Annotated in this window: 11 protein-coding genes; 5 read left to right on the top strand and 6 right to left on the bottom strand. The window is 67.6% G+C overall.

The annotated features are described in order from the left end of the window. The first annotated feature begins 7 nt into the window (after positions 1–7). Positions 8–709, top strand: a complete 702-nt coding sequence (locus DMH03_RS01925) for a hypothetical protein (protein ID WP_148106379.1) — start codon at positions 8–10, stop codon at positions 707–709. Positions 710–909: 200 nt separating this feature from the next. On the opposite strand, the gene DMH03_RS01920 is transcribed toward DMH03_RS01925, so the two are convergent. Further along, positions 910–1,689 (bottom strand): trypsin-like serine protease, encoded by a 780-nt coding sequence (locus DMH03_RS01920; RefSeq protein WP_125779720.1) that lies wholly within the window; start codon positions 1,687–1,689, stop codon positions 910–912. A gap of 181 nt (positions 1,690–1,870) precedes the next feature. Between DMH03_RS01920 and DMH03_RS01915 the strand changes: the two genes are divergently transcribed. Then, positions 1,871–2,692, top strand: a complete 822-nt coding sequence (locus DMH03_RS01915; protein WP_125790286.1) for an arylamine N-acetyltransferase — start codon at positions 1,871–1,873, stop codon at positions 2,690–2,692. Positions 2,693–2,695: 3 nt separating this feature from the next. Here DMH03_RS01915 and DMH03_RS01910 read toward each other — a convergent pair whose 3' ends face one another. Together DMH03_RS01910 and DMH03_RS01905 are read right to left on the bottom strand one after the other, a co-directional pair. Continuing rightward, a complete protein-coding gene (locus DMH03_RS01910; RefSeq protein WP_125790285.1) occupies positions 2,696–2,995 on the bottom strand; it encodes a GNAT family N-acetyltransferase in 300 nt (99 codons plus the stop codon). Beyond that, positions 2,992–5,769 carry an EAL domain-containing protein gene (locus DMH03_RS01905; RefSeq protein WP_125790284.1) on the bottom strand — a complete coding sequence of 926 codons (2,778 nt, stop codon included), beginning with the start codon at positions 5,767–5,769 and terminating at the stop codon, positions 2,992–2,994. The genes DMH03_RS01910 and DMH03_RS01905 overlap by 4 nt, the downstream gene beginning before the upstream one ends. 244 nt (positions 5,770–6,013) lie before the next feature. Between DMH03_RS01905 and DMH03_RS01900 the strand changes: the two genes are divergently transcribed. Then, complete coding sequence (locus DMH03_RS01900) at positions 6,014–6,538, top strand: serine/threonine protein kinase (protein ID WP_125790283.1); 525 nt, start codon at positions 6,014–6,016, stop codon at positions 6,536–6,538. Here the strand turns inward: DMH03_RS01900 and DMH03_RS01895 are convergent. Continuing rightward, positions 6,535–7,884: a nucleobase:cation symporter-2 family protein gene (locus tag DMH03_RS01895; protein WP_125790282.1), complete on the bottom strand. Its 1,350-nt coding sequence runs from the start codon at positions 7,882–7,884 to the stop codon at positions 6,535–6,537. The two genes, DMH03_RS01900 and DMH03_RS01895, sit on opposite strands and share 4 nt — an antisense overlap. Before the next feature lie 149 nt (positions 7,885–8,033). Between DMH03_RS01895 and DMH03_RS01890 the strand changes: the two genes are divergently transcribed. Both DMH03_RS01890 and DMH03_RS01885 read left to right on the top strand, forming a co-directional pair. Then, positions 8,034–9,248 (top strand): NAD(P)/FAD-dependent oxidoreductase, encoded by a 1,215-nt coding sequence (locus DMH03_RS01890; protein WP_125790281.1) that lies wholly within the window; start codon positions 8,034–8,036, stop codon positions 9,246–9,248. A 33-nt stretch (positions 9,249–9,281) separates the two neighbouring features. Next, entirely contained in the window at positions 9,282–10,001 is a 720-nt protein-coding gene (locus DMH03_RS01885) for a Clp protease N-terminal domain-containing protein (RefSeq protein ID WP_125790280.1), read from the top strand. 96 nt (positions 10,002–10,097) lie between these two features. On the opposite strand, the gene gndA is transcribed toward DMH03_RS01885, so the two are convergent. After that, the gene (gndA, locus tag DMH03_RS01880; RefSeq protein ID WP_125790279.1) at positions 10,098–11,537 is read right to left on the bottom strand and encodes an NADP-dependent phosphogluconate dehydrogenase; all 1,440 of its coding nucleotides are present in this window, start codon (positions 11,535–11,537) and stop codon (positions 10,098–10,100) included. Positions 11,538–11,785: 248 nt separating this feature from the next. Continuing rightward, positions 11,786–12,694, bottom strand: a complete 909-nt coding sequence (locus DMH03_RS01875) for an MBL fold metallo-hydrolase (RefSeq protein WP_125790278.1) — start codon at positions 12,692–12,694, stop codon at positions 11,786–11,788. Positions 12,695–12,708: the final 14 nt, after the last annotated feature.

Raw genomic sequence — 12,708 nt, 5'->3', positions numbered from 1 at the left:
CAGTCTCTTGAAGATCAATTCCTGGTGTCGTTTTGGCGACTCGGCAAACAGGCTCGACCTTCAGGGCGACTTGGAAGGCATGAAGACGGACGTGCCGTTGTGGGTAGCTCTGCTGGTTCCTGCTGTCGGCTTCCTGGGCATCCTGGCGGGTCAGTGGTTGACGTCCCGCCGGGATGCCCTTGGGCGTCGAGAGCAGCGGAAGCTAGCCAGGACCGAGGTCTACACCGAGTTCTATCAGTCCGTGGTCAAACTGGTCGATAACGTCGAACACGCGCGCCACGACAAGCTCGCTGCATCTGGGCAGGCCGTCCTACGCAAGTACTTCCCTCTCAGTGTCGCTGCCTCACGGTCTGTCGACTCGGTCGCTGCGGCCCTTGCTGTCAAGGCAGGGTCGCTAACGCCTGATCAGGCCCACTCTGATGCCGAGATAAAGGCACTAGAGGATGACCTGACCGAGATGGCCGCTGTTGTTTTGAACCGGATGAAGACCGACTTGGACGGTGAGCATCGGGGGTGGGTGTATCCGCTGTGCGGGTGGGTCAGGCATCCCAGATTGTCGGCTCGCAGGTTGAAGCTTCGGGTAGAGGCCCGGTGGGGAGGGTTCAAGACGGAGCTTGAGAACGAATCCAAGGCACGGCCGGTTGTCGAAGGGCCAGACAAGCAAGATGTTGCACGTGTGACGCACACAGCCGACCCGCAGCCCTCCTGACCAGCGGAAACGTCTGTGCCTGAAAAGCGGAAGGTCGCCGGTTCGACCCCGGCCCTGGCCACCGCTCGCAGAACCGCCCCGACTCAGGTCAGGGCGGTTTTTTCATGTCCGAGGCCGGAAGATCCCGCACGCAGCAACGCGCGGTGGCGTCCGATGTCGCAGGAGCATCGGGCGCCACCGCGCGGTGCGGGGCTGGTGTTCTACTTACCGGTCTGCTGCTTGACCCAGTCGGAGAACGCGGTCACGTCGGTGTAGATGCCCGGCATCTCCGGGCAGCTCGCGGTCTGACCGCGGCTGGTGGCGCCGACCAGCGTCCACTTGTCGCCAGCCTTGACCACGGCGGGGCCGCCCGAGTCGCCGTAGCAGGCGCTCGCCTTGCCGCCCTGGTTGTCCATGCACAGCTCGGTCTGCGCGTCGTAGGCGCCGGAGCCGGAGCATCCGGAGTCTTCCGCGATCTTGGTGTCGAGCTGCTGGAGCACCACGGGGGCGGAACCGCAGCCGCGAGTCGGACAGGTCAGGCCCCAGCCGATCTCCCGCACGTCGGTACCCGCCGCCGGCGACTGGCCGATCTCGATCGGCGCCGCCTCCGCCGGCTTGGTCAAGTGCACCAGGGCGATGTCGTACGGGCCCGAGCCGTCGTACTTCTCGTGGACCACGAACTTGTCCACCTCGGCGACCTCGCCACCCTTGGTGTGGTCGGTGGTGTTGAGGCGGTACTGCCAGTTGGCGGGCTGCTCACCCTCGACGCAGTGCGCGGCGGTCACCAGCCACTCCGGTGAGATCAGGGACGCACCGCAGTTGTGGTCGCCGCTCTTGGTCTGCATGGACGCCATGAAGCTGTAGGTCTCGGTCGCGTCCACACCGCCCACGATCAACGGCTGCACGCCCGAGGGCGGTTCGGCGGCGGAAGCCGGCATCGCCGCACCGAGTACGGCGGCGGCTCCGGCCAGCAGACCGGCGACCAGGGAACGAGTCCTCATCTGTTTTCTCCTTCCACACCGGCGTCGGTCACCGGCTACTCGGGAAGGGTGGCCAATCGGCACTCGTTCGTGGAACTGACGAAAGTCGGTGGCCGTTGCCAGTTACCAGTTGGGGTAACGGTTTTCCGCGTCCGCCACCGGACCTTGACCTCTAGTAAGGTCGAGGTGTCAAGCTCGCGGCATGACACTCGCACCTGAGCAGGTCGACGAATGGACCGTCGACACCCTCGACCTCGACACCTACCTCGGCCGGATCGGCCAGGACCGCGCGAAGCCCTCCGCCACCGCGTTGCGTGAGCTGGCGAAGGCACACATCTTGGCCATCCCGTTCGAGAACGTCGACGTCGTTTTGGAGCAGCACAAGGGAATCGCGCTCGAAGACGTGATCGGCAAACTCGTCCGCCGTCAGCGCGGCGGCTACTGCTACGAGCACGGCAGCCTGTTCGCCGCGGCCGCCGAGCAGCTCGGCTACCCCGTGCACCGCCTGGTCGCGCGGGTGCAGCCGCAGAAGAACGGGCCGTACACGCATATGACGCTCGTGGTCGAAGCGGACGGCGTCGGGCATCTGGTCGACGTCGGGTTCGGCGCCGGGATGCTGGTGCCGATGCCGCTGGTCGACGGCGCCGTGGTGGATCAGGCGGGCTGGCCGCACCGGCTCGTCGCCTACGGGGACTGGTGGCGCCTGCAGAAACTGGAGGGCGGCGACTGGACCGACCTGCACGCTTTCACGCTCACGCCGATGCACCGGATCGACTACGAGGTCTACCACCACTACACGTCGACGCACCCACGGTCGCCGTTCACCGGGCAGCTGGTGGTCATGCGCCTGGAGGAAGGGCTCAGCCGCAAGCTGGTCGGCGACGAGTTCATCGTCGAACGCCCGGACGGGACCAAGGAGACCACGAAGATCCCGCCCGAGCGGCTCGACGCGACACTGCGCGAGCTGGACGTCGTCCTCACCGAGGACGAACTCGCGAAACTGCTGACGATCTACCCGGGTTGAGGCTCAGAGTTCGAATTCCGCGCGCTTGTCCTCGGGGACGAGATCCTCGTACTCGCGGTGCTTCGCGATGAACGAGCGCACGTACGGGCAGTAGGGCAGGACGGACCTGCCCTGCGACCGGACGTCGTCGAGCGCCGCGGTCACGAGCTTGCCCGCCAGGCCCTTGCCCGCGAAGTCGTCCGAGATCTCGGTGTGCAGGAACAGGATCGCGTCCGGGCGGGTGCGGGTTTTCAGGAACCCGGCGGGTTTCCCGTCCACGACGATGTCGTAGCGGTCTTCTCCGGCTTTGATCTCGACACTCATTCCCAGGCTCCGAAAAGTTCGTCCGGCGGCGCGGGGCGACCCAAGTGGAAGCCCTGCGCCTGGTCACAGCGCAGCTCACGCAGGACCGCGAGCTGCTCTTCGTCTTCGACGCCTTCGGCGACGACGATCAGGTCGACGGCGTGCGCCATCGCGATGATGCTCTTGACGATCGCGGCCGCGTCGCGTGATTCCGCGATGCCGGTGACGAAGGTGCGGTCGATCTTGAGCGTGTCCAGCGGGAGCCGTTGCAGCTGCGCGAGCGACGAATAACCGGTGCCGAAATCGTCGATCGCCAGGGAGACACCGAGATCACGCAACGACGTCAGTACTTCGGCGGCCGCGGCCTGGTCACGCATCAGCGCGCTCTCGGTGACCTCCAGGGTCAGCGCGTGCGGCGGCAGCCCGGTGGTCTTCAGCGCGTCCTGCACGCCCGCCACCAGATGCGGGTCGTCCAGCTGCCGGGCCGACAGGTTGACCTTGAGGTTCAGGTCGATGCCGAGCTGTTCACGCCGCCGGGCGATCTCGCGGGTGGTCGTGCGCAGGACGTGTTTGCCGATCAGGTTGATCAGGTCGCTTTCCTCGGCAAGCGGAATGAACTCGGCTGGCGAGATCGTGCCGTGCGCCGGATGTTTCCAGCGCAGCAAGGCTTCCACGGCGACCATCGCACCGGATTCGATGTCCACGACCGGCTGGTACGCCGTCCAGAGTTCCTCGTTCTGCAGGGCGTCGCGCAGGTCCTGCTCCATGCGCAGCCGTCGCTGCATCCGCTCGCGCAGCTCGACGTCGAAGAACTCGTAGCGCGCCCGGCCGAGCGTTTTCGCTTGGTACATCGCGACATCCGCGTCCCGCAGCAGGTCTTCGGCGGTCCGGGTGTCGTCGTTGGCGGCGGTGACGATGCCGATGCTGGCGTCGATGTGCAGCTGCCTGCCGTTGACGGTGATCGGTTCGGTCAGCGCCTCGCGCAGATGTTCGGCCAGTGCCTTGATCTCGTGCGGTTCGGTGATCTCCGCGGTGACGACGACGAATTCGTCGCCGCCGAGCCTGCCGACGAGATCGGTTTCGCCGATTCCCCGGCGCAGCCGTTCGCCCGCGATGCGGAGCACCTTGTCGCCGACGGAATGGCCGAGGGAATCGTTGATCACCTTGAACTTGTCGAGGTCGATGAACAGCACCGTGGTCAGCTCGGCGCGGCCCGCGCCGGAGAGCGCCTCGGCGAGACTGTCCAGCACCAGCGTCCGGTTCGCGAGTTCGGTGAGCGGATCGTGCGTCGCCTCGTGGGCGAGCCGCTTGCCGATGGCGCGGCGTTCGGTGATGTCGGTGAACGAGGCGACCACCGCCAAGGCCGACGGGTCCTCCGGGGTCAACAGCCGCGAGGTCAGCGAGATCCAGACGTCTTCGCCGTCGGGCCGCCGCAGCCGCAGCACGAGACCGGTCAGCGTGGCCCCGGTGCGCCGGGTCACCACCGACGGCATCCTGGCGGGCGGAAGGCGGCCTTGTTCGTCGTACAGCTCCAGCGTCACGCACGGCACGCCGATGAGGTCGTCGTGGTCGACGCCGATGATCCGGCACGCCGCGGGGTTGGCCGATTCGATGAGGCCGCCGGGGCCGATCACGACCACGCCTTCGTCGAGTGACGCGACCACCGTGCTGTAGTGCTGCTCGGCGCGCCGCCGGGCCGTTTCGTCGGCGCAGACCAGGACGAAACCGTCGTTCATCTCCGCGGCCGAGATGCGGATGGCCAGTGTCGAGCCGTTGCGGTGGCGGTGGGTCATCTGCATGACACCGCCCCTGCGCAGCACCGTTTCCGGATCGAGCACGGCGCCGACGAGTTCGCTCACCGTGCCGCCGATCGCCTCGCCCGCCGTCCAGCCGTAGACGTTCTCCGCGGCCGGGTTCCAGCTGGTCACCACGCCGGTGCCGCTGGTCGCGATGATCGCGTCACTGACGTGGCTGATCAGCGCGGCCTGATAGCGAAGCGTCGCTTCGGCGGCCTTCTGCGCGCTGATGTCGCGCATGATGACCTGGAACGCTGGCCTGCCTTCCCAGGTCGTGCGCACCGAAATGCTCTGGACCAGGTATTTCGTGCCGTCGAGGCGAAGCATGACGGTGTCCGCGGGAGAGGTCGACGCGCCCTGGCGGTGAAGCGACGCGATCCTGTCCAGGAGGGCGGGCAGCGACTCGTCGGCGACGAAATCCATGATCGGCCGCCCGATCAGTTCGGCGGTCGACGACGCTCCGAGCGCGGTGACGGCGGCCCGGTTGACGTACGTGACAACGCCGGCTTCGTGGACGCAGACCGCGTCGGGACTGAGTTCCACCAGAAGCCGGTAACGGTCAGTGAGATCTTCGAGGGCCTGCCGGTTCTCGCGGATGTCGGTCACGTCGGTGGCGATGCCGAGCAGCCCCGTCGAGCCGGTGTCGTCACCGATGGTGCGGGCGCGCAGGCGAACCCAGCGGACCTCGCCCGCCGGGTTCCGGAACGACTGCTCGAGTTCCAACTCGCGCCAAGCCGGGGAAGTACGGGTGCCGGAGGTCAGCGGGGCCACCAGATCGGCGAGCCTTGACTCGATCTCGGCTTCGGTGAGGGCGGCTCCACCCAGCAGGTTCTCCAGTCCTGGCAGCCAGGACAGCTTCTCGCGCTCGAAGTCGTACGACCAGATGGCGGCGTGGTCGCCCGCGAGGCCGAGGTCGCCGACCGGCTCGTTTCCGAGCGGCGCGCCCGCCGGACGGCCGGAATTCCCGGCTCCGGGCACGGCGAGGGCATCAGCCTCCATGATCCGTCCGAACCCCCTCTTCCGGTGCTGGCACCGTCGATTACACCACCCGAGGAGGGCGCTGTATACGCGAGCCGAACGTAGGCCGACGCCGATATGCGCGAAAGCGTATGAATACACGCTCTGTGACTGGCATACGCTGGGCTGTTCCATCGGGTGAATAATTTTTGGTTAACTTCACCCGTTCGGCGGTGAGTTGCGGTAAAACTACCCTTCGCTCGTTCCCGGTGAAAGGTTTCGGCTGGTGGATGACGACGACGTTTCGGTCGCCGACCTGCTCATTCGCGAGGGCTGGGATGACCACGAGGAGTCACGGGCAAAGTCACGCTGGAGAGTTATCGCGGTGGTGATCGCCGTGGTCGTCGCCTGTGGCGCCGCCGCGGTTCTCGTCGGGTTCGACGCGGATCCCGAGCCGACCGCGCAGCCCAACCAGGTCGGCGTGATCGAGATGCCGAAGCGGCCTTCGGACAATGGGGGAGCCGGCGCGACGTCGGCGGCCCCGAGCACCGAGACGGTCGAAACCGGTGAGGGTGGGACTTCTTCATCCCAGCCCAGCAGGTCGACGTCCAGCCGTCGCACGTCGAGTTCGGCCGCGTCGACGTCCGATTCCCCGGACCCCACCACGCCCACTTCGTCGAACGAGCCCGCCGATCCGCCGCGGACGACCGGTTCCACGGTCGTTCCGCAGCCGCCCAACCCGAACCCGCCGCCGCCATCCACGACACCCACCGAAGAGTGCAATCTGTGGCCGAAGTGGCTTTTCTGTTAGGGCGCTTGCAGTAGATCCGGCTCTCGGCGTTTGCCGAGGTGGTTGAACAGCAGGTTGAGGGTGAAGGCGACGATCGCGGCGACCGTGATCGGGCTGCCACAGATGGTCTGAAGCCACGCCGGGAAGTGCTGGAAGAAGATCGAGTTCCCGAACTGGTTAGTGGAGAACGCCGGCAGCAGCCCGACGCCGACCGACACCGCCACGATGAAGGTGTTGTGGTTGCCGGAGAACTCCACCTTCTTCAGGTTCTGCACCCCGACCGCGGCGACCATCGCGAACATGACCACCGCGACGGCGCCGATCACCGGCTCCGGTACGGCCGCGACGGAGGCGCCGACCTTCGGCACCAGCCCCATCAGCACGAGCAGGCCGCCCGCCATCGCGACCACCCACCGGCTGCGCACGCCGGTCATCTGCACGAGGCCGACGTTCTGCGCGAAAGCCGTGTCCGGGAACGAGTTCATCGCGCCGCCGAGGATGGCCGAGAGGCCGTCGGTGGCGAGACCGCGCGCGAGGTCGGAGCCGGTCGCCGGGCGTCCGGTGATCTCGCCGACCGCGACCAGGTCCGCGGTGGATTCGGTGTAGGTCACCAGCATCACGACGCACATCGAAAGCACGGCCGCGATCGGGAAGGTCGGCGGGCCGAAGTGGAACGGCGACGCGAGACCGAACCAGTCGGCTTCGGCGATGCCCTTGAAGCTCACCAGCCCCATCGGGATGGCCGCGGCCAGGCCGATCAGCAGTGCCAGCAGCGGGCCGATCTGGCTCGCGAACCCGCGTAGGACCCGCGTGAACAGCACGATCACCGCGATCACGCCGAACGCGAGCGCGATGTTGGCGGGCTTCGCGTAGTCCGGCGATCCGGTGTCGTGGCCGGCGATCAGGCCGACGCCGGGGCCGATGAGCGAGATGCCGATGACCATGAGCAGCGTGCCCGAAACCAGCGGTGGGAAGAAGCGGATCATCTTCGCGAACGGCTTCGCGATGAGCAGGCCGAACACGCCCGACGCGAGCATCGCGCCGTAGACGGCCTGCATGCCGTACTGGGACGCGATCATGATCATCGGGTTGACCACGGTGAACGTCGCGCCGGCCACCACCGGCAGCCGGATACCGAAGATCTTCCCGATCCCGATCGCCTGGATCAGCGTCGCGATGCCCGCGACCAGCAGATCCGCGTTGACCAGCAACGCGATCGTCGCCGCGTCCAGTTTCAGCGCGCTGCCCACGACGAGCGGGACGGCCACCGAGCCCGCGTACATGATCGTCATGTGCTGCAGGCCGAGCAGGGTCAGCTTCGGCAGTGGCGGGCGGGCGTCGACCGGGTGGACCTCGGACCGGCTCATGTAACCCCCTTCTGACGTGCGGGAACACCAGTGGACTCGTCGCGCATGACCGTAGCGCGTCCGCCGCGTGAGGATCACGTTGCGAAAGGGCGGTCGAAAGGGCCGGAGCCTGTGTTGAATGGACACTGGGTACAACGGAAGGAGCGCCGATGGAGACCGTCCTCGTCATAGGGGCCGGACAGAGCGGGTTCGGAGTGGCGACCTCGCTGCGGGACAAAGGATTCGGCGGGCGGGTCGTACTGATCGGCGACGAACCCGGCCTGCCGTACCAACGACCTCCGCTGTCGAAGGGCTATCTCGCCGGGACGGCGGGTGACGCCCAGTTGCGCTTGCGGCCCGAGGACTTCTTCGCGGAGAAGGACATCGAGCTGATCCCCGGCCGTGTCGCGTCGGTGGATCGCGACGGCGCGAAGGTGGTGCTCGAGGACGGAAGCGCCCACGAGTACGACCATCTCGTCCTCGCGACGGGAGCGGACAACCGCGTTCTCCCGGTTCCCGGGTCCACTTTGGACGGTGTGTTCACACTGCGTACCAAGGATGACGCCGACGTTTTGCGTGCCGCGCTGGAAAGCGCGGCGAACGTGGTCGTGGTCGGGGGCGGGTTCATCGGGCTCGAATTCGCCGCGCACGCGGGGCGGCCCGTGACGATCGTGGAGGCGCAGGACAGGCTGATGGCCCGCGTGGCGACTCCCGAGGTTTCGGCGTATTTCGCCGCTCTGCACGAGGGAGCCGGACATACGGTCCTGCTCGGCACGGGTGTCGCCGCGCTGCACGGCGACGGCCGGGTGGCCGAGGTGGAATTGAGCGACGGCAGCAGGCTGCTCGCCGACCTGGTGCTGGTCGGGGTCGGCGTGGAGCCGCGGACAAGGCTCGCCGAGGAGGCGGGGCTCGCCGTGGCGAACGGCGTCGTCGTCGACGAACACCTGCGCACGAGCGACCCGAAGATCTCGGCGGTGGGGGACTGCGCGAACTTCCCATGTGTCCAGGCAGGCACGGCGACCCGGCTCGAGTCGGTGCAGAACGCCGTCGACCAGGCGCGGGCGGCGGCCTCGGACATCGCCGGCGAATCCGCGCCCTACGACAGCCTGCCGTGGTTCTGGACCGACCAGCTCGGCGCGAAACTGCAGATCGCCGGGCTGCTGACCGGGGCGGACAAGACCGTCGTCACCGGGGATCGGGATGGCGGGAAGTTCTCGGTGCTGTCGTTCCGGGACGGCGTGCTCGTCGGGGTGGAGTCGGTGAACCGGCCGCCGGACCACATCGCCGCGCGTCGCCTGTTCGCCGTGGATCCGGAACCGCGGTTCGAGACGTTGGAGGCGCACGGCTTCGACCTCAAGGCGACGTTCGCGTCAACCCGTGGTTGACGATTAGTCTGGCGTCAACCTAGAGTTGACGACATGACGAATCCAGTCCGGCTCGACGACCTCATTTCCCACATCAAGCAGCAGCATCCCGACGGCGACGTGCTCGGCCAGCTTTCCGACGCGGTCTTCCTCGGCGAGCACCTCGGCGAAGTGGCCGACCACCTGATCGGCCACTTCGTCGACCAGGCGCGGCGCTCCGGCGCGTCCTGGACCGAAATCGGCAAGAACATGGGGGTGTCCAAGCAGGCCGCGCAGAAGCGCTTTGTCGACTCCAGCGGCTCTTCGCTCGAAGACCTGGTGAAGGTGTTCAGCCGCTACACCGACCGCGCACGGCACGTCGTCGTCGCCTCGCGGGACGAGGCCGTCGCGGCGAAGAGCCCGCAGATCGAGCCCGTGGACCTGATCCTCGGCCTGCTCGCCGAACCCGCCGCGCTCGCCGCCGGGGCGATCGTGGCGCAGAAGGTGACGCTCGAAGCCGTCCGCGAGGCCGCGGTGGCGAGGCTGCCGGAACCCGCCGACGAACCGGCGGAGGCGGCGAAGATGGCGTTCGGCGCGCAGGCCAAGAAGGCGCTGGAACTGACCATGCGGGAGTCGCTGCGGCTCGGGCACAACTACATCGGCACCGAGCACATCCTGCTGGCCCTGTTCGAACTCGGCGACGACCTGCTGACCGGGCTCGGGCTCACGAAGGAGAAGACCGAGGCGCTGATCGTGCAGGCACTGGCGGAGATCGTCGCGGCGCGCGGGGTATGACGCGAGCCGCGCTCACCGTCCTGGTGTTCGTCGCCCTTGTCCTGTTGGCCGCGTGATGGCCCCTTTCCTCGCGGTCGGGGGCCATCACGGGACCCGTCAGGCGGAGGACTCGGGACGGCCGTCGGCCGCCCACGCAGTGTGGAACGAACCCTCGCGGTCGACGCGGCGGTACGTGTGGGCACCGAAGTAGTCCCGCTGCCCCTGCACCAGCGCGGCGGGGAGCCGCTCCGCGCGCAGACCGTCGTAGTAGGCCAGCGCGGTCGAGAAGCCCGGGGTCGGGATGCCGAGCCGCACCGCCGTGGAGATCACCGAACGCCAGGAGTCCTGGGCGTCCTCAACGGCCTTGCGGAAGCCGCCGGAGGTCAGGAGCGTCGGCAGCCCGGGCTCTTCGGCGTACGCGGCGGTGATGTCGTTCAGGAACTTCGCGCGGATGATGCAGCCGCCGCGCCAGATGGAAGCGACCTTGCCGAGGTCGATGTCCCAGCCGTATTCGGCACCGCCCGCCTGGATCTGGTTGAAGCCCTGGGCGTACGCGACCACCTTCGACGCGTACAGCGCCTGCTCGACGTCGTCCGCGAAGGTGTCCAAAGCGGACCCTGTCAGCGGAGCGCGCGAGGGACCGCCGAGACCGCGTGAGGCCTCACGCAGGTTCGACGAGCCGGACAGCGAACGCGCGAAGACGGCTTCGGCGATGCCGCTGATCGGCACGCCCAGGTCCAGTCCGATTTGGACGGTCCAGCGTCCGGTGCCCTTCTGCTCGGCCTGATCCGCCACGATGTCGACGAACGGCTTGCCGGAAGCGGCGTCGGTGTGGGCCAGCACCTGCGAGGTGATCTCGATCAGGTACGAGTCCAGCCTTCCCGAGTTCCAGGTGCGGAACACGTCGGCGATCTCCGCGGGGGAGTAACCGCCCGCGCCGCGCAGCAGATCGAACGACTCGGCGATCAACTGCATGTCGGCGTACTCGATGCCGTTGTGCACCATCTTCACGAAATGCCCGGCGCCGTCCGCGCCAACGTGCGTGCAGCACGGTTCGCCGTCGACCTTCGCCGAGATGTCCTCGAACAACGGCCCGAGCGACTGGTACGACTCCTGGGAACCGCCCGGCATGATGCTCGGCCCGTGCAGCGCGCCCTCCTCGCCGCCGGACACACCGGTGCCGACGAAGTGGATGCCCTTCTCTCGCAGCGCGGCCTCGCGGCGCCGGGTGTCCGCGAAGTGCGCGTTGCCCGCGTCGACGATCACGTCGCCCTTCTCGAGGAGCGGGACGAACTCGTCGATCACGGCGTCCGTGGGCGCACCGGCCTTGACCATGATCACGACCTGGCGCGGCCGCTCCAGCGCGTCGACGAACTCCTGCGCCGAATACGCCGGGATGAAGTCGCCTTCGTCGCCGAACTGCTCGACCAGTTCCTTCGTCCGCTGCTCGGAGCGGTTGTGCAGGGCCACCGTATGCCCGTGCCTCGCCAGGTTCCTGGCCAGGTTGCGGCCCATGACCGCCAGACCGGTGACCCCGATGCTCGCCTTCTTGCTCATCCGCACCCTTCCGCTTCGATTCCCGTGCCGAGCCTATCCCCGTTGAGGGATACGGCGCCGGGGCGAGAAGGGATCAACCGGGAGTTGTCCACAACCTGGCCTGCCTGTGGACAACTCGGCTCGAGGCCACCTGGGTCGGGATGGTCGTGAGGGAAGGGCGTAGTGGCGGTGCTCCCAATGTGGCATTGGAGACGCTCACCGTCCCCAATGCCACATTGGGAGCACCTCGCTCTTTCGAGAGATCCGCGTCAAGAGAAGCACCGGATACGGGAGCCGTTGAAGGTGACCATGTCCGCCAGCGCGGCCCCCAGATCGATCGGCGCACCCCACTCGAGACCGTCCACTTCGGCGTAGGCCCGGTGCAGGTTCGCGGGCAGCCGCTCCTGTTCGGACAGTTCCGCGTAGGGCCCGAGATCCGCTTCGCGAGCGGCCTGAAGCGGCGTCAGCCCCGCAGCCTTCCCGTACGAAGCGAGTTTCTGCAGGAAACCCAGGTACCCGTCGACGACGTCGATCGCCTCCGGTCCGCACAGCGGGCCGTGGCCCGGCACGATCGTCTCCGGTTCCAGTTCCCGGACCAGGTCCAGCGCCTTCCGCCAGCCGGCGGGCGAGCCCATCAGCGCGAAGGGGCTGCCGCCGTTGAAGATCAGGTCGCCGACGAACAGCACTCGCCGCTCCGGCAGCCAGACCAGGACGTCGTTGGTGGTGTGCGCGGCGTGTCCGGGGTGGATCAGGTCCAGCCGGACGTCGCCGGCGTGCACGGTCAACCGGTCGTCGAACACCACCTCGGGCGGCCGCAGTTCCAGATGGCCCCAGTCGTTCCCGGTGAACGAGTTCTCGTAGGTGTTGATCCCGGTCGCGACCATCACTTCGCGTGTCTTCCGGTGCCCGACGATCGTCGCGCCGGTCGCCAGGTAGTTGCCGTTCGTGTGGTCGCCGTGGTGATGCGTGTTGATCACGGTGGTCACCGGCGCCCCGCCCGCCGACTCCGCCGTCGCCAGCAGTGCCCGGGTACGCCGTTCGGTCGAACAAGTGTCGATCAGCACGGTGTGCCCGCCCGCGGCGACGAACCCGCAGTTGTTGATCCACCACGACCCGTCAGGTTGGACGTACCCGAAGACACCGTCGGTGACCTGCCTGGCGAAGGGGGATTGGTCCACTCGGTCACTATGCC

The sequence above is a fragment of the Amycolatopsis sp. WAC 01376 genome (assembly GCF_003947415.1).
GTDB lineage: Bacteria > Actinomycetota > Actinomycetes > Mycobacteriales > Pseudonocardiaceae > Amycolatopsis.
The sequence above is the reverse complement of the archived record's forward strand: the minus strand, read 5'-3'. Positions and strand labels throughout refer to the sequence as shown.

Excerpts from the sequence above, each read along its gene's own strand:
- DMH03_RS01920 (WP_125779720.1), bottom strand. The coding sequence starts at position 1,689 with ATGAGGACTCGTTCCCTGGTCGCCGGTCTGCTGGCCGGAGCCGCCGCC.
- DMH03_RS01915 (WP_125790286.1), top strand. The coding sequence starts at position 1,871 with ATGACACTCGCACCTGAGCAGGTCGACGAATGGACCGTCGACACCCTC.
- DMH03_RS01910 (WP_125790285.1), bottom strand. The coding sequence starts at position 2,995 with ATGAGTGTCGAGATCAAAGCCGGAGAAGACCGCTACGACATCGTCGTG.
- DMH03_RS01905 (WP_125790284.1), bottom strand. The coding sequence starts at position 5,769 with ATGGAGGCTGATGCCCTCGCCGTGCCCGGAGCCGGGAATTCCGGCCGT.
- DMH03_RS01895 (WP_125790282.1), bottom strand. The coding sequence starts at position 7,884 with ATGAGCCGGTCCGAGGTCCACCCGGTCGACGCCCGCCCGCCACTGCCG.
- DMH03_RS01890 (WP_125790281.1), top strand. The coding sequence starts at position 8,034 with ATGGAGACCGTCCTCGTCATAGGGGCCGGACAGAGCGGGTTCGGAGTG.
- DMH03_RS01885 (WP_125790280.1), top strand. The coding sequence starts at position 9,282 with ATGACGAATCCAGTCCGGCTCGACGACCTCATTTCCCACATCAAGCAG.
- gndA (WP_125790279.1), bottom strand. The coding sequence starts at position 11,537 with ATGAGCAAGAAGGCGAGCATCGGGGTCACCGGTCTGGCGGTCATGGGC.